25 protein-coding genes are annotated in these 20,539 nt (G+C 71.6%); 16 read left to right on the top strand and 9 right to left on the bottom strand.

Features of this window, described 5'->3' with window-relative positions:
* Window positions 1-10: 10 nt before the first annotated feature.
* Window positions 11-376, top strand: coding sequence for a hypothetical protein (locus LOS8367_RS12915; protein WP_085896938.1), 366 nt, complete (start codon window positions 11-13; stop codon window positions 374-376).
* The gene (locus LOS8367_RS12920; protein WP_085896939.1) at window positions 373-975 is read left to right on the top strand and encodes a DedA family protein; all 603 of its coding nucleotides are present in this window, start codon (window positions 373-375) and stop codon (window positions 973-975) included. The genes LOS8367_RS12915 and LOS8367_RS12920 overlap by 4 nt, the downstream gene beginning before the upstream one ends.
* Before the next feature lie 20 nt (window positions 976-995).
* On the opposite strand, the gene LOS8367_RS12925 is transcribed toward LOS8367_RS12920, so the two are convergent.
* Complete coding sequence (locus tag LOS8367_RS12925; RefSeq protein ID WP_085896940.1) at window positions 996-1,706, bottom strand: DUF1194 domain-containing protein; 711 nt, start codon at window positions 1,704-1,706, stop codon at window positions 996-998.
* A gap of 246 nt (window positions 1,707-1,952) precedes the next feature.
* On the opposite strand from LOS8367_RS12925, the gene LOS8367_RS12930 reads away from it, so the two are divergent.
* From LOS8367_RS12930 to LOS8367_RS19075, 5 genes are all read left to right on the top strand, one after another.
* Window positions 1,953-2,954, top strand: a complete 1,002-nt coding sequence (locus LOS8367_RS12930) for an ABC transporter substrate-binding protein (RefSeq protein WP_085896941.1) — start codon at window positions 1,953-1,955, stop codon at window positions 2,952-2,954.
* The gene (locus LOS8367_RS12935; protein WP_207569264.1) at window positions 2,951-3,721 is read left to right on the top strand and encodes an ABC transporter permease; all 771 of its coding nucleotides are present in this window, start codon (window positions 2,951-2,953) and stop codon (window positions 3,719-3,721) included. Before LOS8367_RS12930 ends, LOS8367_RS12935 begins: the two co-directional genes overlap by 4 nt.
* Entirely contained in the window at window positions 3,706-4,437 is a 732-nt protein-coding gene (locus tag LOS8367_RS12940) for an ABC transporter ATP-binding protein (protein ID WP_085896943.1), read from the top strand. The genes LOS8367_RS12935 and LOS8367_RS12940 overlap by 16 nt, the downstream gene beginning before the upstream one ends.
* A 1-nt stretch (window position 4,438) precedes the next feature.
* Window positions 4,439-4,732: a hypothetical protein gene (locus LOS8367_RS12945; RefSeq protein WP_085896944.1), complete on the top strand. Its 294-nt coding sequence runs from the start codon at window positions 4,439-4,441 to the stop codon at window positions 4,730-4,732.
* Between the two features lie 97 nt (window positions 4,733-4,829).
* Window positions 4,830-4,988: a hypothetical protein gene (locus tag LOS8367_RS19075; protein ID WP_165761469.1), complete on the top strand. Its 159-nt coding sequence runs from the start codon at window positions 4,830-4,832 to the stop codon at window positions 4,986-4,988.
* 26 nt (window positions 4,989-5,014) lie between these two features.
* On the opposite strand, the gene LOS8367_RS12950 is transcribed toward LOS8367_RS19075, so the two are convergent.
* Window positions 5,015-5,617: a helix-turn-helix transcriptional regulator gene (locus LOS8367_RS12950; RefSeq protein ID WP_242665589.1), complete on the bottom strand. Its 603-nt coding sequence runs from the start codon at window positions 5,615-5,617 to the stop codon at window positions 5,015-5,017.
* Window positions 5,618-5,762: 145 nt separating this feature from the next.
* Between LOS8367_RS12950 and LOS8367_RS12955 the strand changes: the two genes are divergently transcribed.
* Window positions 5,763-6,263, top strand: coding sequence for an autoinducer binding domain-containing protein (locus LOS8367_RS12955; RefSeq protein ID WP_085896946.1), 501 nt, complete (start codon window positions 5,763-5,765; stop codon window positions 6,261-6,263).
* Between the two features lie 22 nt (window positions 6,264-6,285).
* Here the strand turns inward: LOS8367_RS12955 and LOS8367_RS12960 are convergent, their stop codons facing one another.
* On the bottom strand, window positions 6,286-6,936 hold the full coding sequence (locus LOS8367_RS12960; protein ID WP_085896947.1) for an RES family NAD+ phosphorylase: 651 nt from the start codon (window positions 6,934-6,936) through the stop codon (window positions 6,286-6,288).
* Window positions 6,936-7,559: a hypothetical protein gene (locus tag LOS8367_RS12965; RefSeq protein WP_085896948.1), complete on the bottom strand. Its 624-nt coding sequence runs from the start codon at window positions 7,557-7,559 to the stop codon at window positions 6,936-6,938. The genes LOS8367_RS12960 and LOS8367_RS12965 overlap by 1 nt, the downstream gene beginning before the upstream one ends.
* Before the next feature lie 185 nt (window positions 7,560-7,744).
* Between LOS8367_RS12965 and LOS8367_RS12970 the strand changes: the two genes are divergently transcribed.
* From LOS8367_RS12970 to LOS8367_RS12980, 3 genes are all read left to right on the top strand, one after another.
* On the top strand, window positions 7,745-7,903 hold the full coding sequence (locus LOS8367_RS12970; RefSeq protein WP_085896949.1) for a YqaE/Pmp3 family membrane protein: 159 nt from the start codon (window positions 7,745-7,747) through the stop codon (window positions 7,901-7,903).
* Between the two features lie 108 nt (window positions 7,904-8,011).
* Window positions 8,012-8,716 carry a DUF2238 domain-containing protein gene (locus LOS8367_RS12975; protein ID WP_085896950.1) on the top strand — a complete coding sequence of 235 codons (705 nt, stop codon included), beginning with the start codon at window positions 8,012-8,014 and terminating at the stop codon, window positions 8,714-8,716.
* On the top strand, window positions 8,713-10,083 hold the full coding sequence (locus tag LOS8367_RS12980) for an aldehyde dehydrogenase family protein (protein WP_085896951.1): 1,371 nt from the start codon (window positions 8,713-8,715) through the stop codon (window positions 10,081-10,083). Before LOS8367_RS12975 ends, LOS8367_RS12980 begins: the two co-directional genes overlap by 4 nt.
* A 4-nt stretch (window positions 10,084-10,087) precedes the next feature.
* On the opposite strand, the gene LOS8367_RS12985 is transcribed toward LOS8367_RS12980, so the two are convergent.
* The 4 genes from LOS8367_RS12985 to crtI are packed head-to-tail and all read right to left on the bottom strand — an operon-like array spanning window position 10,088 to window position 15,087.
* Window positions 10,088-11,206, bottom strand: a complete 1,119-nt coding sequence (locus LOS8367_RS12985) for a glycosyltransferase family 2 protein (RefSeq protein ID WP_085896952.1) — start codon at window positions 11,204-11,206, stop codon at window positions 10,088-10,090.
* Entirely contained in the window at window positions 11,203-11,985 is a 783-nt protein-coding gene (locus LOS8367_RS12990; RefSeq protein ID WP_085896953.1) for a lysophospholipid acyltransferase family protein, read from the bottom strand. The genes LOS8367_RS12985 and LOS8367_RS12990 overlap by 4 nt, the downstream gene beginning before the upstream one ends.
* Window positions 11,969-13,537, bottom strand: coding sequence for a phytoene desaturase family protein (locus tag LOS8367_RS12995; protein ID WP_085896954.1), 1,569 nt, complete (start codon window positions 13,535-13,537; stop codon window positions 11,969-11,971). Before LOS8367_RS12995 ends, LOS8367_RS12990 begins: the two co-directional genes overlap by 17 nt.
* Complete coding sequence (gene crtI / locus LOS8367_RS13000) at window positions 13,534-15,087, bottom strand: phytoene desaturase family protein (protein WP_085896955.1); 1,554 nt, start codon at window positions 15,085-15,087, stop codon at window positions 13,534-13,536. The genes LOS8367_RS12995 and crtI overlap by 4 nt, the downstream gene beginning before the upstream one ends.
* 147 nt (window positions 15,088-15,234) lie before the next feature.
* Between crtI and LOS8367_RS13005 the strand changes: the two genes are divergently transcribed.
* The 4 genes from LOS8367_RS13005 to LOS8367_RS13020 all read left to right on the top strand — a co-directional run bounded on the left by LOS8367_RS13005 (window position 15,235) and on the right by LOS8367_RS13020 (window position 18,542).
* Window positions 15,235-16,122, top strand: coding sequence for a squalene/phytoene synthase family protein (locus LOS8367_RS13005; RefSeq protein WP_165761470.1), 888 nt, complete (start codon window positions 15,235-15,237; stop codon window positions 16,120-16,122).
* Window positions 16,119-16,961 (top strand): squalene/phytoene synthase family protein, encoded by an 843-nt coding sequence (locus tag LOS8367_RS13010; protein ID WP_085896957.1) that lies wholly within the window; start codon window positions 16,119-16,121, stop codon window positions 16,959-16,961. The genes LOS8367_RS13005 and LOS8367_RS13010 overlap by 4 nt, the downstream gene beginning before the upstream one ends.
* On the top strand, window positions 16,958-18,202 hold the full coding sequence (locus tag LOS8367_RS13015) for a hydroxysqualene dehydroxylase (RefSeq protein WP_085897055.1): 1,245 nt from the start codon (window positions 16,958-16,960) through the stop codon (window positions 18,200-18,202). Before LOS8367_RS13010 ends, LOS8367_RS13015 begins: the two co-directional genes overlap by 4 nt.
* Window positions 18,203-18,320: 118 nt before the next feature.
* Entirely contained in the window at window positions 18,321-18,542 is a 222-nt protein-coding gene (locus LOS8367_RS13020) for a DUF1127 domain-containing protein (protein ID WP_085896958.1), read from the top strand.
* Window positions 18,543-18,590: 48 nt separating this feature from the next.
* Here LOS8367_RS13020 and LOS8367_RS13025 read toward each other — a convergent pair whose 3' ends face one another.
* Window positions 18,591-19,367 carry a DeoR/GlpR family DNA-binding transcription regulator gene (locus LOS8367_RS13025; protein WP_085896959.1) on the bottom strand — a complete coding sequence of 259 codons (777 nt, stop codon included), beginning with the start codon at window positions 19,365-19,367 and terminating at the stop codon, window positions 18,591-18,593.
* A gap of 142 nt (window positions 19,368-19,509) precedes the next feature.
* On the opposite strand from LOS8367_RS13025, the gene phnD reads away from it, so the two are divergent.
* Entirely contained in the window at window positions 19,510-20,496 is a 987-nt protein-coding gene (phnD, locus tag LOS8367_RS13030) for a phosphate/phosphite/phosphonate ABC transporter substrate-binding protein (RefSeq protein ID WP_085896960.1), read from the top strand.
* The last annotated feature ends 43 nt before the right edge of the window (window positions 20,497-20,539 follow it).

Here is a 20,539-nt window from a genome sequence, read left to right on the forward strand (position 1 = left end):
ATCGAGGATCATGACCGGAGCACGCCGTCTGTTTCGCTTCCTGTCGCGACGGCATCCCGTGGCGGCCCTGCTGCTGGCCCTCGCGGTCGCGGCGGGGCTCGGCTTCGGATGGCAGGTCGGCACCGCCACCACCCGGCTTTTCGCCCCGACCCATGCCGAACGGCCGATCGAGCCGTGGATGACGCCGCGCTATGTCGCCCGCAGCTATGGCCTGCCGCCGTCAATCGTCTTCAATCTCCTGCCCGCCGACCCGCATGCGCGGCCCCATGAAGGCCCGATGACCCTTTCGGATGTGCTCGGGGACGGGCCCGAACTGGAACAGTTCCGGCATCGGATCGAGGCCGCCCGCGCCGAGATGGAGGGCGCCTCGCAATGACCGATACCCTGCTCGCACTGGTACCGGTCTATGGCAACTGGTTGGTCATGGCCTCGGTGGCACTGTCCTGCCTGGCGCTGCCGATCCCGTCCTCGATGCTGGTGATGGCCGCCGGCGGCTTCGCGGCGGCGGGCGACCTGGTCTACTGGCAGCTGCTGCTGGCGGCGCTGGCGGGCTTCGTGGCGGGCGACCAGATCGCCTATCACCTCGCCCGCGCGGGCGGCGCGCCGCTGATCGCGCGGCTCGGGCGCCGACCCGGCCCCGCCGCCGTGCTGGGCGGCGCGCAGGACCTGCTGGAACGGCGCGGCCTGCTGGCGGTGTTCCTCAGCCGCACCGTGCTGAGCCCGCTCGGCCCCTATGTCGGCTACCTTTCCGGCGCGCTCCGGCTCGACCGGTCGCGCTTCAGCGCGGCGGCGGCTGCGGGCGCGGTGACATGGTGCCTGGCCTATAGCTGGCTCGGCTACGCCTTCGCCGAGAGGATCGCCGAGATCGCGACGCTGATCGCCAATTCGGTCGGGCTGATCCTTGCCATGGCGGCCGCCTGTGGCCTGACATGGTGGTTGCGGCGCGGCTGGCGGGCACAGCACCAGGCCGCCTAACCCCGCCGCTTGGTGCGGGCCTATCGCGCCGCGTGCCGCCGCGCCGCATCCGGTCCCGCGATCTCCAGCACCAGCTTGCGGCGCAGCGTCTCGGCGAAGGTCGCGCGGCTCTCGGCTGTAACCATGAAGGCGCCGGGCCCGCCGATGATCCGGCGGGCATATTCCGCCTCGAGATCGGCTCCGGCCCGGCGCCCGTCCTCGGGCCGCAGGATCGGCAGCGCGTTGATCGTGATCCCCGCCGCCAGCACCTCGTCGCGCGCAGCCGCGATCGAGGGCCCCGAGGAATTGCCGATGCTATCGCCCGAAAAGTCTATCACCGCGCGCGGCGCGTCGATGTCATTGCTCTCGATCAGCCGCTTGCCTTCGAGCAGCGCGCCGCCGATCGCGTTGCGCCCCACGGCGCGGCGCGGCGGCCCGAGCAGCGCGTCGGCGAAACCGCGCGCCGCCTCCGGCCCGTCGATGATCGTCCAATCCGCCACCATCGCCGTGTTCGTCGCCCATTCCACGTAGGTGACGGCGATGGTGCCGTAGGTGCTGTCCTCGATCGCCGCGACGACCCGCGGATCGGTGAGCGCCATGGCATAGCCCTGTCGCTGGAACGCCAGCTCCTCGGTGTCGATCGACCCCGAGGCATCGGCCAGCAGCACAAGCTCCAGCCCGGTCTCGCGCCGCTCCTGCGCGAGCGCCGGCCCCGCGAGGACCAGCAAGGCGATGAGAACCCATCGTTTCATGCGCTCCAGCCTAGCGCGATTCCGGCCCGACCGGCGCGCAAATTTCCCGCGGGGCCCCGAACGAGCGGTGCCTTGCCCATTCGCGCGCCGCCTCGGGGGATCGCCGTTCCTATGGCCGGGCATCGCGCGGAACGCCCGGACCAGCCGGACAGGTCCGAAAGGACGGGTTTCCCTTTCGCGCCGCCTCACCTCCCGCCCACGCCATGACCGCGTTAAGTGACGACAAACCCAGCGCGAGGCTCCGACATGAAGACCGCATTCACCACCCTGTTCGCCGCCGGACTGGCCGCCGCGCCGGTGCTGGCACAGGATACCGAGATCGAGATCGGCTACATGCCGATCCTGCCGGTGTCGCAGCTCTTCGTGGCGCTCGAGAACGGCGCGCTCGACGAGGCCGGGATCGACGCCGATCTGGTCGAGTTCCAGAACGGCCCGGCCATGGTGCAGGCGCTGCTGGCCGGTCAGCTCGACGTCGCCTATCTCGGCATCGGCCCGGCCATGGTGGCGCGCGGCCGCGGCGCCGACATCAAGGTCGTGGCCTCCAACATCGTCGAGCAGATCTCGCTCGTCGCGCTGCCGCCGCTGGCGGCGGATTTCGAGGGCGCCGACGCCGCCACCGCCTTCGCGGCCTTCGCCGCGCGCGAGGGCCGTAGACCCGTCATCTCGACCTTCCCCACCGGCTCGGTGCCGGAAACCGTGCTGCAATACTGGATGCGCGAGGAGGCCGGCATCGATCCCGACCTGATCGAGATCATCCATCAGGGCACGGCGCAGGTGCAGCAGGCGCTGCTGACCGGCGCGGTCGACGGCGCGGCGATCCTCGAGCCGGTCGTCTCGACGACGCTCGCCCGCGTCGAGGGCGCCGAGGTGGTGGCCGCAGGGGCGGAGATGTTCCCCGATCAGCCCGGCGCGGTGCTCGCGGTCCGCGAGGGGCTGCTGGAGCGGTCGCCCGAAACCGTCGAGGCGCTGGTCGCGGCCCATATCGCCGCGACCGATCTGCTCGCCAGCGACGCCGCCACCGCCGCGCCGATGGTCGCCAAGCATGTCGGCGGCGGCCGTCTCGACCCGGCGGTGGTCGAGGCCGCGATCGCGCGGTCGTCGGCGCAGTTCGTCGCCGATCCGAACCGCATCACCGAGGGCACCCGCGCCATGCACGACTTCCAGATCGAGCTTGGTACGCTGGCGCAGCCGGTCGATCTCGACGCGCTGTTCGACCTCGACGTCTTCGAGCGCGCAGCCGCACGATGAGCGCCGCCGCACCGCGCGGGATGCGGCGGGCCGCGTTCGGCGCCGCCGGTCTCGTGGCCTTCGTCGCGCTGTGGAAGGCAGCCGGGAGCTTCGGCTGGACCACGCCCGGCACCATGCCCGACCCGTTCCTGGTGCCGGCCGCGATCCGCGACGAGATCGTCTCGGGCCGGCTGCTGCCGGCCATCGGCTCCTCGCTCGTCCATTACGTCTGGGGGCTCGGCCTCGGCTCGGTGTTGGGCATCGCGGTGGGCCTCGCCACCGCGACGCTGCCGCGGCTTGACGCGACGCATGCCTGGCTCGCGCGGATCCTGCGGCCGATCCCGCCGCTGGCCTGGGTGGTCTTCGCCATCGCCTGGTTCAAGGTGAGCCATGCGGGCGCAGCCTTCGTGATTTCGATCGGCGTGTTCTGGGTGAATTACTTCGCCACCTACGCGGCCGTGCGCAACGTCGATCCGCGCTACCACGAGCTGGCCCGCGCCTTCGGCCAAGGCGCCTATTTCAAGCGGCACCGCTCGGTGACCCTGCCCGCCGCCTCGCCCGGTATCCTGTCGGGGCTGCGCACCGGGGTCGGCCAGGCCTGGATGACGCTGATCGCGGCCGAGCTTCTGGGCGTGCCCGGCATGGGCCAGGAGATGAACGCCGCCGCCGGCGTCGGCGCCTACGAGGCGGTGGTGGTCTACATGCTGGCGATCTCGGTGGTCTACACGCTCTCCGACGCGCTGTTCTCGCTGATCGAGGGGAGGCTTCTCGCATGGCGCCCGTCCTGACCGCGCGCGGGCTGAGCCTGCGCTTCCCCGGAGCCGAGCGCCCGACGCTCCAGGATTTCGACCTCGACATCGAGGCGGGCGGCTTCGTGGCGCTGGTCGGCGGCTCGGGCGTCGGCAAGTCGACGCTGCTGCGCGCCATCGCCGGTCTGCTGCCGCCCGATGCCGGCACCATCGACCTCACCAGCCCGGTGCGGCCGGGCCAGCGCCGCCGCGCCATCGTGTTCCAGGACGGCCGCCTGCTGCCGTGGCGCACGCTCAGGCGCAACGTCGAATACGGTCTCGAGGGGCTGTCGCTCAGCGCCAGCGAGCGGCGCGAGCGGGTCGACGAGGTGCTGCGCCTGACCCGGATGGAGCATCTCGCCGATCGCTATCCGCACCAGCTCTCCGGCGGGCAGGTCCAGCGCGGCGGCATCGCCCGGGCGCTGGTAGTGCGGCCCGACGTGCTGCTGATGGACGAGCCCTTCTCGGCGGTCGACGCGCTGACGCGCGGGGCGCTGCAGGACGAGCTGCTCAGGATCTGGTCGGCCTCGGGCGCGGCGATCCTCTTCGTGACGCATGACATCGCCGAGGCGGCGCTGCTCAGCGAGCGCGTCATCGTGCTCTCGGGCCAGCCCGCCCGCATCGGCCTCGACCGCCGCGTCGCGCTGCCGCTCGAGGGCCGCCGCGAGGATCCGGGCTTCGCCCCACTCGTCACCGACATCCAGGAGGCCTTGTGACATGGCTGTGCAACTGCTGATCCATGCGCCTACCGCGGCGGCCCTCGCCCGGGCCCGCTCCAACGCCCGCAACCTGCTGCGCGCCGACCCCACGGCCGAGGTCGAGATCGTCGTAAATGCCGGCGCCGTGGCCACCGCGATCGAGACCGGCGAGGTCGAGCCGCCGCTGCTCCTTTGCGGCAACTCGCTCGCCGCGCAGGGTCTCGTTGCGCCCGAGACGGCACGGGTGGTGTCCGCCGCCGTACTGCATATCGCGACGCGCCAGCACGAGGGCTGGGCCTACATGCGGGCCTGAATACGCAGCCCCATCACGGGCACCGCATCGAAACCGGGGAAATCCGCGCCGATCCGCGCTACTATGGCGGCACCAGCCGTCGAGAAGGATCGTCGAGATGGATATCAACAAAGGCCCGGCCAAGCCGGGCATGTATCTGCTCTGGGGCGCGGCGGCTCTGGTCGCGCTCGTCGTGGCCTGGATGCTGGGCGAGGCGATGATCGACCGGATCGCACCGACCGCCGAACCCGAAACCCTGTCGGCGCCGGTCGAATAGAACCGGGGCGCCGATCCGCGCCCGCCTTAGATCAGGCCGAGACGCGAGGCCATGACCGCGGCCTGGGTACCGTTCGCGGCGCCGAGCTTGTCGCGGGCATTCCTCAGGCGTTGCTTGATCGCGCCTTCGCTGACCCCGAAGGCGTGGGCGATCTCCTTGAGCTTCGTGCCGTCGCGGACCGCCTCCAGCACCGCCAGCTCGGCCCGGGTCAGCGTGCCGGCGCGCCCCGGCCCGACATGCAGCGCCGCCACGCGCTCCGCCAGATCCGCCAGCTCCGCATCGCCATATTCGCGGTCCGGCCGGTAGAACAGCCCGTAGCTGCGCAGCCCGTCGCTCTCGCTGAAGGCGACGACGGCGCCGTAGCGCAGGCCGAAGGCCCGGGATTGCCGGACGATCTCCAGCGGGTCCGTTTCGGCCAGTGCGCTCCAGCGCACCGCGCCGACATGGTCGCAGGACCAGCGCAGCGCCGGATCGTCGAAAAGGAACCGGCGTCTGGAATAGAGGTCGACCCATTCGCGCGGCAGCGCGTTGAGCTCGGTGGCCGGAAACGCGAAGCGCACCCTGAGAGCGACATAGAAGCCGTTCGGCGCGAGTCGCGCGAATTCCTCGGATGCGTCCTTCGATATCAATGTCTTGGCCTGTCGGTTGCGCGGCCCTTTTGGAGCCATTGCGGTTGGCCGATGATGCGATCATGCAACCGTTCACCCAGGCAGGGCAAACCTTCCGGCGCTGGAAGCGTTGTGATATCCCTCGAAAACACCGAAAGACAAGTGCATGCAGACCGCCACGATCGTCGTCGACACCCTGAGCCGCCTCAAGCAGATCGCCACGGCGGGCTTCGCCGTTGGTCTGCATCTCCGGTTCACCTCCGCCGCCTACATGTTCGAATGCTATCCGCCGGAGTTTCGCGAACTCTACGCGCGCCAGGGCTGGCTGATGCGCGATCCGACCGTCCGCTGGTCGATGCAGGAACAGGGCGTCAAACGCTGGCCCGAATTCGAGGCGACCGATGACACCGGGCTCTTCGCGCTGGCCCGCGAATACGGTCTCACCTTCGGCCACAGCCACTCGATCCATGAGGGCCCGAATTTCTCGCTCGGCGGCTTCTCCCGTTCGGATCGCGACTTCACCGATGCGGAGATCGAGGAGGTGGGGCAGCTGCTGCGCCGCCTGCATGACGTGACACGGCCCCGCGCGCCGCTTGGAGCCGAGGCCCACGACCGGATTCGCGACATGGCGATCGTCGCGACCGAGCAGCTCGACAAGCCCGGCTGAACCGGCCCGGCGCGGCCCGCCTTCAAAGCAGCCCGTAATTGATCGCGGCGGCGGCATCGAGCAGCGGCCGCTGAAGCGCCGGGTCCTCCAGCGCCCGGTGGAATTGCGGCCGTTCCGGCAACGCCGAGGCGCCCCGCTCGTAGAGCGCCACCGCCTCGGCGTCCCCGGCCATGGAAGAGCGGTAGATCACGCCCTCGATCATCGGATAGGCCTCGTAGACCGCCGCGCTCCAGCGCCGGGCCCGGCCCCGCGCACCGGTGGCGATTGCCGCCGAGGCTCCGGCCCGCGTCGGCCAGCGCCCGGTGAGATCGAGCAGCCGCAGCGGCCGCGCGGTGGCGAAGACGCAGAACCACGGCGCGCCATGGCTGCGATTGATGATCCGCTTGGCCTGGAACACCTCGGCCACGCAGGTCGCGAGCGCCCCGGCGCCCCCCGGCCCCGCCGCGTAAAGCACGCCGCGCGCCTGCTCCGCACCGCCGCCATCCGGCCCCGGCAGGTGATGGTCGAACCGCGCATCGGTCGGGCCCCAATGGCGAAAGCTGTTCCACTCCACCGGATGCGCGCTGCCGCGCATGAAGATCCGCCCCAGCGGCGCGGCGCGCGGCCATTCGCGGATCTCGGGACCCAGGGCTTCGAGCGCTGCCCGCTCCGGCGGCTCGGGGAATTTCGGCATCAGATCCCGGTCGCCAGCGCCCGCACCGCGCCGGGGTCGCGCCCCTGTGCGAGCCAGTCCACGGGCCGCATCGCCGTGCCATCCGCATCCTCGAGATCCGGCTGCGGCGTGGTCAGAAAGCTCTCCAGCTCGACCGGGTGAATGTCCTCGCGGATTACCGGGAGCACCTGCGCGAGGCCCGGCAACTCCGCATCGCCGAGGAACTGGAACGCCGGGACCATCCAGCCCCGCCCGCCCGGCTGGCGCAGCGCGTAGAGCGTCCGCGCCTTGATCCGCTGCCGCAACCGGCTGTCATTGACCCCGAGCCGCGCCGCCGCCGCCTTGAGCGGGATCGCCCCGGCCTGAATCGCGGCCAGCCGCACCGCCACCCCCATGATGGGGCCGAGATCCGGCTCGCCGGCGCCGCGCCCGACGCCCACCGAGGCAAGCGCCGCCTCTTCGGCGGCGGTCAGCGGCTCGGGCCGCGACAACGCCCTGAGCTGTCGCGCATGATCGGCGAGATAGCTGTCCACCGCCCGCGCCAGCGGCGCGGCGAGATGGTCGAGCCGAAGCCGCGACAGCGAGGACATCACCTCGCCGAACCCATCGACCCCGGATTGACGTGCACCTGCCTGCGATATCATGGCGGACCTCCTTCGCTAACGGATATATATGTCGTTAGCCTCCGTTAGTAAAGGTGAGGTCACAAGGCCGCGCAGACTAGCGCCCGTTCACCCGCCACGCATCCTCGCGGAACCGATGCGGATGCGCCGCATTGGCTTCCCGACCCGTGACACGAACCGGCGCGCCCGCGCCACGAGGAGCCCGAATGGACATCATCCGCATCATCGTCGCCATCCTGCTGCCGCCGCTCGGCGTGTTCCTGCAGGAAGGTCTGGGCAAGCATTTCTGGATCAACGTGATCCTGACGCTACTCGGCTATGTCCCCGGCATCATCCACGCGCTCTACATCATCATCAAGCGCTAGGCGGACCCCGGTGCCGACCTCGGCCCGAGCCCCGGCCTAGACCGCTGATTTGGGCCCCCGCGCGGGCGAGCTAGGTTTCGCCCCGACACCCCGATGCGAGACCGCCAGATGATCCGGACCGGCCTGCTGCGACCCACCACCCTGCCCCGGCTGATCCTTTGGGGCGGCGCCGGGCTGATTGCCGCGGCGGGCGCCCTTTCGGCGCAGCCGCTCCTGGCGCTGGCCGCGCTCGGTGCGATGGCGCTGGCGCTGCTGCTGCCGCTCTATACCCGCGTTTCGGGCATCGCGATGCCGCCGGGCCTCTCGACCGGCGTGCTCGGCTTCTGCCTCGCCGCCTTCGTGCTGGGCGAGGCGGCGGGCCTTTACCGCGACAGCGCGGTCTGGGACCTGCTGCTGCACGGCGTGGCCTCGGCGGTGCTGGCGCTTGCCGGCGTCGCCATGGCGCTCTTGCCCACGGCGGGCGCGCCGCCGCGCACCGCCCTGTGGATCCTCGGCACGCTCGGGGTCGGCTTCGCGGCGCTGGTCGGCGCCGGCTGGGAGCTGTTCGAGTTCGCGATCGACGCCGTCTTCGGCACCAATGCGCAGCGCTCGGGCCTGCCCGACACGATGGGCGACGTGGCCGCCAATCTCGCAGGGGCGAGCTACGGCGCGGTCGCGGCGCAGCGGCGGCTGCGCCATGGCGCCCGCTGGCCGCTCTCGGGGCTGCTCGTCTCCTTCTGCGCCCGCAACCCGATCATCTATGGCGACTGGACCGAACGCGGCTTTCGCGCCAATGACGGGCATGACCGCGCCGCGCGCCAGGAGGCAGGATGACCGCGACACCCGACCCCGCCCTCGAAGCGGCGCTCGACGCCTTCGGCCCGGCCGAGCCCGCCCCAGACCGCGCCGCCCGCAAGGCGCATCTGGAAGCGCTGGAGCGCGAAATGCGCTCCCATGCCGAGGCGGCCGCCGAAGCCGTCGCCGGTGATTTCGGAGCGCGGCCAAGGCCCGAGACGCTGCTCACCGAGGTGGCGATGGTGATTGGCGCGGCGCAGCACGCGCGGCGCCATCTGCGGCGCTGGATGCGGCCCGAACGCGTGGTACTGCCGCCGCATCTATGGCCCTCGACCGCGCGGGTCGACCGGGTGCCGCTGGGCCGAGTCGGGATCATCGGGCCATGGAACTACCCGGTACAGCTGGCGCTGGTGCCGCTGGTCGCCGCCATCGCCGGTGGCAACCGCGCGATCCTGCACCCCTCCGAACATACGCCGCGCAGCGCCGCGCTGATCGCGCGGATCGTCGAACGCGCGATCCCAGACCGCGCCCGCGTATTGACCGGCGGCGCCGATCAGGCGCGGGCTTTGGCCGCCGCGCCGCTCGACGGGCTGTTCTTCACCGGCTCCACCGCCACGGGCCGCCACATCATGGCGGCGGCAGCCCAAAACCTCGTGCCGGTGGTGCTGGAACTGGGCGGCAAGTCGCCCGCGATCCTGCGCCATGATGCCGACATCGACGCCGCCGCCCGCTCGATCATGGCGGGCAAGCTGCTGAACGCCGGTCAGACCTGCGTTGCCCCAGATTACGCGATGGTGCCGCGCGAGATGCTCGACCGCTTCGTCGCGGCGCTAAAGACCGCCACCGAAGCCCTCTATCCCGACCCCGCCGGGCCCGACTACGCCGCGATCGCCCGCGCGTCCGATCGCGACCGGCTCGCGGCACTGCTCGACGGGCTCGACCCGGTGCCGCTGATGGCGCGCCCGCCCGCGCCGCCGCGCATGGGCGCGGTCGCGGTAATCGACCCCGACCCGGACCACCCGCTGATGCGCGAGGAGATCTTCGGCCCGATCCTGCCGGTGATCCCCTATGACGCGCCGCACGAGCCGCGCGACTTCGTCGCCGCACGCCCCTGCCCGCTGGCGCTTTACGTCTATGGCCGCGATCTCGCGGCCGCGCGATCCGAGGCCGAGGCGATCCCGGCGGGCGGCGCGGTGATCAACGAGGCGGTGCTGCATGTCGGCGTGCAGCAGCTGCCCTTCGGCGGCGCCGGCGCGTCTGGCCTGGGTGCCTATCACGGGGCCGAGGGCTTTCGCGCCTTCACCCGGCCGCGCAGCACCATGATCGCGCGGCCCTCGCTGGCACGGCTGGTGCGCCCGCCTTACGGTCGCAACGTCGAACGCATCCTGAAATCGCTGATCGGCTGAGCGCTCAGCCCATGCCGTAATCGCGGCCGCGCCAGACCGCGCGGCGGCCGCGCGACGCCCCGATCAGCGCGCTCCACTGGATCGCCAGCACCACCATCACGCCAAGCGGATGCGCCACGACCGAAAGCCACGACTGCCGCAGCCGCAGCGCCATGGCGATGCGCGCACCCAGCACCAGCGCGCAGGCCAGCGCCGAAACCGCCGCCGCCCAGCCCGCCCCCGCGATCAGCGCCGCGACGAGCGTGAGGAACGGCAGCACGTGGCCGCCGAACAGCAAGAGCGTCCAGACCGGCAATGCCCGCTTCGTGGCCATGCCCTCGGTCGCGTTCTTGGAGAACCCGTGCCAGATCGCGGCGGGGGTCTCGTACATCCGGCAGGTCGCGACCGGCGTCGCGTCGCACAGATCGCTACGCCCGCCCGTGGCCCGCACCCGGCGCGGCAGTTCCAACCCGTCATGCATCCGGCTCGCGAAGGCCGCGTGCCCGCCCGCCGCGTCATAGGCCGCGCGGCGCACCGCCATCAGCTGGCCGCAGCCCGCACCGAAGGCCGGGTCGGACCGGGCCCGCGCCATCGGCAGCGGCAGGTAGCCCAGGAGCGTGGTGAAGATCTGCGGGATCACGATTTTCTCGGCCCATGTCGGCGTGATCTGCCGTGGAAAGCCGGTGAGCAGGTCGAGATCGCGCCGCGCCATCTCGCCCGAGAGCCGCGCCGCGGCCTCGGGGGCGAGCCGCACATCGGCATCGACGAAGAGCAGCACCGGGTGCCGCGCCGCCTTCGAGAGCTGCCAGCAGGCATGGGTCTTGCCGATCCAGCCCTCCGGCAGCGCCGCGCCGCGCAGCAGCCGGACCCGCCCGTCGCGTTCGGCCCGCGCCGCCACGATCGCATCCGTGCCGTCGGTCGAGCCGTCATCGAGCACCACCACCTCGATCTCGACGCCCCGCTGCGCCAGCGCCGTGTCGAGCGCGGCGTCGATATTGGCCGCTTCGTCGCGGGCCGGGATCAGGATCGACACCGCCTCGCCCCCAACCCCCTCCGGCGGCCGCAGCACCGCGAGATTGACCACGCACATCGCGGCGAATAGCCCGGCCAGCGCCAAGGCGAGGATCGACAGGATCAGGATCATCCCTCCTCCCCGTGATCGGGCACGAAGCGCCGCCCCGTCAGCACCGCCCGCCCGCGCTGCCACAGCCCGTAGACGCCGCCGGTGCCGCGCGCCCCGCCGAGCACCATGTCGAAGGCCGAGGCGTCGCGCGCCACCGCCCGCGCCGCCAGACCGTCGCAGGTCTCGGTCAGCGCCGCCTCCAGCCGCGCCGCGAGAGCGGCCACCGGCTCGCCCGCGCGCGCCGCGAGCGGCGCGCCGAAGCGCAGCAGCGCCTCGGGCCGCTTCTCGGACCAGAACGGGTATTCGAGCACCAGTGGCAGCGCCACGAGATCCGGATGCCGCGCCATGAGATGCGCGGCACCGGGGCGCAGCGCCAGCGGCCGTTCGCGCGGATCGGCGAAACGCCCCTGCGCGGTGATCCACAGCACCCGGTCGGGCCGCGACACGATCCGCCCCGCCACCCGCAGGAAGCCGGCCGCGCCGCGCGAACCCTCCTCGACCCCGAACAGGCCGATCCGCGCCATGAAGGGGTATTTCTCCAGCATCGCCGCCTCGATCGGGCCAAAGCCGGTGCGGCCCGGGAACAGACGGTCATGCAGCGCGATGAACACCGCCGGGTCCCACCATGACGGATGGTTCGTCACCACCATTACCGGCCGGGCCGGGTCCAGCGCCGGCAGGCCGGGCCGGGCGATCCGCACCGCCCGGAACTGCCGCGCCAGCTGGCGCCGCATTACCCCCGCGAAGAAGCCCGCCATCCGGGGCGACCGCGCGGCCTCGGGATCACTCGGCCGCGACATCCGCGCCCGCCTGCTGCCGCCGCGCTCCGCCCGCGTCGTCGCGCGCCTCACGCGCGCCCCCGGCGTCACGGTCGAGCGTGTCGGCCGCGATCCAGCCCGACATCAGCGCCATCGGCATGCCCGGCCCCGGATGCGCCGAGCCGCCCGCGAGATAGAGCCCCTCGACCTGCCGCGAGCGGTTGCCCGGCTTGAACGCGCCCAGCACCTTGCCGTGGCTCGCCAGACCGTAGATCGCGCCGTCAAGCACGTTGTAGCGCTCGTGGATGTCCTGCGGCGTCAGGCTGCGCTCGACCACGATGCGCGCGTCGATATCCTCCATCCCGGCGCTGCGCCGCAGCTTGTCGAGGATCACCTCGCGGTAGCCCGGCAACATCTGTTTCCAGTCATGGCCGGGGCGCAGATAGGGCGTGTGCACGAGGACATAGAGCGCCTCGCCGCCCTCCGGCGCGACGCCGGGCTCGGTGCGCGCCGGTGCGGCGATATAGGCGGTCGGATCCGGCGCCGGCTCGCCGTGATCGTAGATCGCGCCGAACTCCTCCTCGGGGTCGCGCGAGAAGACGAAGTTGTGATGCGCCAGATGCTCGTAGGCGCGGTCGAGACCGAGATAGAGCACCACGCCCGAGCAGGCCGCCTCGCGCTTGCGGGTTCTGTCGAAGGCCCGGCCCTCGGCGCCGCCGACCAGCTCGCGATAGGTGCGCACGCTGTCCATGTTCGACACCACGTGGTCGCAGGCGACGCGTTCGCCCGCATCGGTGATCACCGCCCGGGCCCGGCCCTTCGTCACCTCGATCCGGCGCACGCCCGCGCCGGTGCGGATCTCGACGCCAAGCGCCTCGGCCAGCCGGGTCAGCGCCAGCGGCACCGCGCGGGTGCCGCCCATCGGGTACCATACCCCCTCGCCCTGCTGCATCTGCGCAATGCCGCAGAGCACCGCCGGCGAGGCCAGCGGCGAGGAGCCGACATATTGGATGAAATGCTCCAGCATCTGTGCGACGCGCTTGTCCTTCACGTCGCGCTTGATCTGCCCGGCCACGGTGCGGTGCATTCGGAGCGCCATCACGTCCGACAGGGTCGAGAGATTCATGCTCCCCTTGAGGTCCATCGTGTCGCGCAGATCCTCGACCGATTTCCAGAAGAAGAACCTGTCCGAGACATCCGAGAGCCGCTTCGCCACCTCCATGAACCGCTCGAACCCGGCGCGGTCCCCGGGCGAGAGCCGCCCGATCGCCTCGGCTGCATGGCTCGGGTCGTCGCGCAAATCGAGCACCGTCTTGTCGTCGTAAAAGCAGCGCCATTGCGGGTCGAGCCGCCGCAGGTCCAACTCGGCATGCAGGTCGCGACCCGCCTCCGCGAAGATCCGCTCCAGCACCCGCGGCATGGTCAGGATCGTGGGCCCCATGTCGAAGCGGAAGCCCCCCTCCTCCAGCACCGCCGCCTTGCCGCCGAGCCAGTCGTTCTTCTCGAACAGCACGACGTCATGGCCCCGCGCCGCCAGCGTGCAGGCTGCGGCAAGCCCGCCAAGGCCGCCACCGATGATCCCCGTCTTCGTCATTCCGCAGCCTCCATCGGCAGTGTCGTCGTCATTGCGCCCGCCCCCGGCAGGCCCATATCCTCGGCGCAGAGCTTGCTGGCGATCCGGGCGCTCTCGAAGATGGTCGGCAGCCCCGAGCCGGGATGGGTGCCGCCCCCGGTCAGATAGACGCCGTCGATATCTTCGAACCGGTTGCGCGGCCGGTAATGCAGCATCTGCCCCAGATTATGCGCGAGGTTGAAGGTCGCGCCATTGTAGACCGAGAGCTTCGAGCGCCAATCGTCGGGCGTGTACATGATCTCGGTGCGGATCGCGGACCGGATGTCGCGCCCGGCGAGCCTGGACGCCCGGTCGAGGATCTTCTCGCGGTAGGCGGGCGCCAGAGCGGCCCAGTCCTCGCCCCCGGTCAGGTTGCCCACCGGCGCCAGCACGTAGAGTGCCGAATGCCCCTCTGGCGCCAGCGTCGGGTCGGTGCGGCTGGCGTTCTGCACGTAGATCGTGGGATCAAGCGGCGCCTTGCCGGCGTCGATCTCGGCCACGTTGCGTTGGTAATCGCCGGAAAAGGCGATGGTGTGATGCTGCATGTCGGGCAGCGTCCCCTCGATCCCGAGATAGAGCATGAAGGTCGAGCAGGAGTAGCTCTTCGAGGCGATGCGCTTGTCGGTCCAGCGCTTGCGCGCCGCATCCGGCACCAGCGTCGTCATCGCATGAGCGAAATCGGCGTTCATCACCACCGCGTCGGCGTCGTAATCGCCCTTGGCCGTCACCGCGCCCACCGCGCGCCGCCCCTCGACCTTGAGCCGTTTCACCTGCTCGGAGAGGCGGATGTCGACCCCCATCCGGCGCGCCACCCGCGCCATCGCGGCGGTGATCGCGTTGCAGCCGCCCTTCGGGTGCCAGACGCCGAAGCCGTATTCGACATGGGCGATGATGGTGAAGAGCGACGGGCATTTGAACGGCGACATGCCCAGGTATTTCGACTGGAAGGAGAAGGCCACGCGCACATCGGGGTTGCGAAACCAGCGATGCAGCTCGCCATCCACCGTCGACCAGGGCCGGAACTTGGGCAGGGCCTTGAGCATGTCGGGCTGGGCGAGGTCGCGCAGACTGGCGAAGGGCCGCTGCAGGATCGGGCGGAAGGCCTCGAACTTGGCGCGGTTGGCCTCCAGATAGCCCGCCACGTTGCGCGCGTCGCGGGCGTCGATCTTGGCCACCTGCGCGGTCAGCCGCTCGACATCGGCGGTGGCGTCGATCATCCGCCCGTCGTCGAATTGCAGCCGGTACATCGGGTCGAGCTTCACCAGCTCGACCTCGGCGTCGAAATCATAGCCGCAGGCGGCGAAGATCTCGCGCGGGATCTCCGGATAGAGAAAGAAGGTCGGGCCGATGTCGAAGGTGAAGCCGTCGCGGCGGATCGCGCCGGTGCGCCCGCCGGGCTGGTCCTCCTTCTCAAGAAGCGTCACTTCGGCGCCCGCCGCGCGCAGCAGCATCGCGGAGGCGAGCCCGCCCGGCCCCGCGCCGATCACCAGCACCCGCTTGCGCGCCGCGTCGAACCCGCCCGACCCGTCCATGATCACCCCTCCCGGCGCGCCATGCGGCGCGCTGCCCGGAGGGAAAGGATTGCCACGGGGGCGCTCGTATCTACCATGGGGTTCGTGCTTTCGATATCCGCCCATCGGGAGGGCGTCGGACGATCTAGCGCGCGGATGAGCGAGGACATGGAAAAAGTCGTGAAGACCGAGCAGCGCGGCGCGATGCCGCAGCCGCGCCGCCGCGCCGCCGAGACCGAGAATTTCCCGGTCGGATCGCTGCTGCTCCCGGCGCCGCTGCGCGACCCGGTGCGGGCCTTCTACGCCGTGGTGCGCGCCGCCGACGACATCGCCGACGATCCCGAGATGCGGATCGAGGACAAGCAGGCCGGGCTCGACCGGATCGAGGCCGGCCTTCGCGGCGCGGGCGAGGGCGATCCGCGCGGTCACGCGCTGCGCGACGCGTTGCGGGCGGTCGGCCGCGCCGGGCTCGAGCGTCACGCCATCGCGATGCTGGTGGCGTTCCGCGCCGACATCGAGGCGCGCCCCTGCGAGAGCTGGGCCGAGCTGCGCGCCTATTGCCGGTCCTCGGCCGACCCGGTCGGGCGCTTCCTGCTCGACCTGCATGGCGAGACCGGCGCCGATCGCGACGCGGCGGATGCGCTGTGCACCGCGCTGCAGGTGCTCAACCACCTGCAGGATCTGGGCGAGGACTGGCGCGATCTGGGCCGCGTCTACCTGCCGCTCGACTGGCTCCGCGCCGCCGGGGCGGATGTCGGCGATCTGGGCGGGGCGGTGCTGACGCCGCCGCTGCGCGCCGCCGTCGACCGCGCGCTCGACGCCAATGCCGGGCTGCTGGCACGCGCCGCCACCCTGCCGCGCACGGTCCGGGCGCGCCGCCTGCGCGCCGAGATCGAGGTGATCGCCACACTGGCCGCGCGGCTGCAACTGCGGCTGCGGCGCGCCGACCCGCTGGCCGGGCGGGTGGCGCCGAACCGCGGCGACTGGCTCCGCGCCGGGCTGCGCGGCGGGCTCGCGCTGATCGCGCCGAGCCGCGCGCCGAGCGGCACCGCATGAGCGACGAGAACCAGCGCGAGGTGGCCCGGATCGTCGCGGGGTCGGGCAGCAGCTTTCGCGCCGGGATGCGACTGATGCCGGCGCCGCGCCGCCGCGCCATTCTCGCCATCTACGCCTATTGTCGGCTGCTCGACGACATGGTCGACGGCCCGGCGCCGCTAGCCGAGAAGCGCGCCTTCCTCGATGAATGGGCGGCCGAGCTCGGTCGCATCCGCGACGGACGGCCCCGCACGGCCGTGGGCTGGGAGCTCGCCCATGCGAGCCGCGCCTACGATCTGCCGCAAGATGAGCTGGCGCTGATCCTCGACGGCATGCGCATGGATCTCGACGGGGTGATCGCCCCGGACGAGGCGCGTCTCGACGCCTATATCCGTCGCGTCGCGGGCGCGGTCGGCATCCTGTCTATGCATGTCTTCGGCGCTTGGCGCGGCGCCGCGTCCGAGCGTTTCGCGCTGACGCTGGCCGAGGCGCTGCAGCTCACCAACATCCTGCGCGATGTCGAGGAGGATGCCGAACTGGGCCGGCTCTATCTCCCCGCCGGGCTCTTGGCCGAGACCGGCATCCCGCCCGTTCCCGCCGCCGTGCCGGGCGCCCCCAGCCTGCCCGAGGCGCGGCGCCGCCTCGCGCTGCGGGCCCGCGCGGCCTACCGCGCCGCAGCCCGCGAGATCGCGGCGCATCCGCGTCTGCGCATCGCCCCGGCGCTGCTGATGATGGGCCCCTACGAGCGGCTGCTGCGCCAGATCGAGGCCGACGCCGCGCGCCCGCCCGTGCCGCGCCCGCGCTGGCGCAAGCTGGTGGACGGGCTCTTGTGCCTCGCCACGAGCGGCGCCACGCGGTGAGGCGGGTCCATGTCGTGGGCGCGGGGCTCGCGGGCCTCGCCGCCGCGCTGCATTTGTCCGAGCGCCCCGGCACCGAAGTGGTTCTGCACGAGGCCACGGCCCGCGCCGGCGGCCGCTGCTGGAGCTTTCACGACAGCGCGCTCGACCGGGTGATCGACAATGGCAACCACCTCGTGCTGTCGGGCAATGCCGAGGTGCTCGACCATTGCCGCCGCATCGGCACCTCCGGCCTGCTCGCCATCGCCCCGCGCGCCGAGCTGCCCTTTCTCGACCTCGAAACGGGCGCGCGCTGGAGCCTGCGCCTGCCCGCCTCCCTCGGTGAGTTGCTGCGCGGCGGGTTGCGGCTGCCGCCCGGCACCCCGCTCTCGCTCGGCCCCGACGCGGCGCGGCTCATGCGTGCCGGGCCGGATGCCACCGTGGCGCAGGCGATCCCGGGGCGCGGTCCGGCCTGGACCAGGATCTGGGAGCCGCTCTCGCTCGCCGTGCTCAACGCCCCGCCCGACCACGCGGCGGCGGCGCCCCTGGCCGAGGTGCTGCGCCGCACCGTGCTGCGCGGCGGCACGGCCAGCCGCCCGGTCACCATGCCGCGCGGCCTCGGCCCCACCCTCGTCGATCCGGCGCTGGCGCGGCTGGCCGAGCGCGGCATCCGACCGAACTACCGCCGCCCCCTCACCGGCCTCGCCCAGAAAGGCGACCGGCTCCACGCGCTTCGCTTCGGCACGGAAGAGATCACGCTGGGCCCCGGTGACGCCGCCATCCTTGCCCTGCCTCCCGATGCGCTGGGGCGGCTGCTCGACGGGCCAGTGCCGGGGCCGGGCCAGTCGATCCTCAACGCGCATTTCCGGGTGCCGCCCGCGCTGGCCGAGCGGCTACCGCCGATCCTCGGGCTGATCTCCAGCCTGTCGCACTGGCTGTTTCGCCGCGACGACGTGCTCTCGGTCACCGTTTCGGCCGCCGAGAGCTGCGCCGGGCCCCGCCCCGACCGCGATGCCACCCTCGAGCGGATCTGGCGCGAGGTAGCCCGCGCCGCGGGCACCGACGCGCCACCACTTGCCGCGCGGCTGATCCGCGCCCGCGCCGCCACTGCCGACGCCTCGCCCGCGGGCCGCCGCGCGCGGCCGTCCACCCGGCCGATGGCCAACCTCGCGCTGGCCGGCGACTGGCTCGCCGCGCCCTTGCCCGAGACGATCGAGGCGGCGCTGATCTCCGGCCGCGCCGCCGCCGAGGCGCTCGATGGCTGAGGCGACTGCCTTGCGCTCAGTGCAACCCGGCCAGACCGAAGCGTCTGTTGTCCGCACCCCCTCAGGGGCGCATATCTCGTTGCAAGACAAGGCAGACACCAGACGAGAGGCCGTTCACATGGCACAGACCGCGACCCAATCCACCGCCCGTTCGCTGGCCGGTATCCTCATCGCCCCCTTCGCCTATATCGGCCGCGGCCTCGTCGCCATCGCCGAAGCCGGTCCGCGCATGCAGCAGGTCCGCCGCCTCAACGACATGAGCGACGAAGATCTCGCGGCGCTCGGCACCACCCGCGCCGAAATGGTCCGCAAGATCTTCGGCGGCTCGATCTACCTCTGAGTCGACCGCGCCACCCGCGTCCCCCCTGCCGGGGGCGCGGCGCCCGCATCAGACCACCCGCAGCGCCACGCCGTGCTGCGCCAGACCCCGCGCCAGCGCCTCCACCGGCGCCGCGTCGGTAACGACGAGACCGATCTTCGACAGCGGCGCCACCGCCGCGAAGTCGCGGCGGCCATGCTTGCTGGAATCGATCAGGAGCACCGAGCGCCCGCTCGCCGCCAGCATCGCCCGCTTGACCGCGTCGAAGCCGCGCACAGCCTCGCTCACCATCTCCGCATCGATCGCCGAGGCCCCGAGATAGCAGGCATCGACCCGGTAGCGCTGCAGCGATTCCACTGCCTCGGGCCCGATCAGCGCCCCCTCCCCCGCCAGAAGCCGACCGCCGCAGAGCACCACCTCCGCATCCGGCACCCCGCCCAGAAGCTGCGCCACCTGCAGACAGTTGGTGATGGCCGTCACCGGGGTGCCCGCGATGGCGAGGTAGCGCGCGAACTCGATCGTCGTCGCGCCCGCGTCGATCATCAGCGTCTCGCCCGGCCGCACCAGCGCCGCCGCGGCGCGGCCGATCCGCGCCCGCTCGTCGACGCGGCGTTCCTGTCGCGCCTCCAGATCGTGGCGCGCGCCGGGATAGGGCGCGGTGGCGCCGCCATAGGCGCGGCGGATCTGACCACGCCCGTCCAGCGCCCCGAGATCGCGGCGGATCGTCTCGGGCGTCACCGAGAAGCGCGCCGCCAGATCGGCGATCCGCACATGCGGCCTGAGCTTCAGCTCCATCAGGATCTGTGCCTGTCGTTCCGCCTTGGCGGGACGCGCCTCGCTGCCCATGCCTGTCCCCCGATGTCCGAGCTGTCACATTCTCACGCAAGAAAATGTTGCACTGTCAAACCCGAAGTGCTGAGATCGCTGCGATCCGGGCACCGTTGAGGAGCGGTCTCCCGGACCATCTCTGGGAGGAGGACAACTCGACATGCTCAAGACCCCGACGATTCTGGGTGCGGCGACGCTCGCCGCGATGACGCTTTCGGCCACGACGGCCATGGCGCAGGACGACTGCCCCGAGCGCGGCGCGCTCGACGCGATGTATTGCGACGCCGACGGCGATCTGGTGGCCGACGCGCCGACCGACGAAAGCCTGCTCAAGGACCCCGACACGCTGGTCTTCGCCTATACCCCGGTCGAGGACCCGGCGATCTACGAGGACATCTGGGAGCCGTTCATCGCCCATCTCGAGGAGGTGACGGGCAAGGACGTGCAGTTCTTCGCGGTGCAGTCGAACTCGGCCGAGGTCGAGGCGATGCGCTCGGGGCGGCTGCATATCGCGGGCTTCTCGACCGGACCGACGCCCTATGCGGTGAACCTCGCCGGCGCGGTGCCCTTCGCGATCATGGGCTCGGATGACGGGCAGTTCGGCTACAAGCTGCAGCTCTACACCCAGGCCGACAGCGACATCCAGGAGCCTTCGGATCTCGCGGGCAAGCGCGTGGCGCATACCTCGCCCACCTCCAACTCGGGCAACCTCGCGCCGCGCGCGCTGTTCCCGGATCTCGGCGTGGTGCCGGACGAGGATTACGAGGTGACCTATTCGGGCAGCCACGACCAGTCGATGCTGGGCGTCGTGGCAGGCGATTACGACGCGGCCCCCGTCGCCTCCGAGGTGGTCGACCGGATGGCCGAGCGCGGCCTCTACGATCCCGAGGAGGTGCGCATCGTCTGGGAGAGCGACCCCTTCCCGACCACCTCCTACACCTATGCCCACGACCTCGCGCCCGATCTGAAGGAGAAGATCGAAGAGGCGTTCTTCAGCTTCGATTTCGAGGGCACGGCGCTCGGCGAGGAGTTCACCGGCGTCAGCAAGTTCATCCCCATCACCTATGAGGACCAGTGGGCGGTGATCCGGCAGATCCAGAAGGCCAATGGCGTCGAATACACGCCCGAGGGCCTCGCGGCCGAGTGACGCGCAAGGGTCCGGCCCCGGTGACGGGGCCGGACCCCGCAAG

Source organism: Limimaricola soesokkakensis (genome assembly GCF_900172345.1).
Lineage (GTDB): Bacteria > Pseudomonadota > Alphaproteobacteria > Rhodobacterales > Rhodobacteraceae > Limimaricola > Limimaricola soesokkakensis.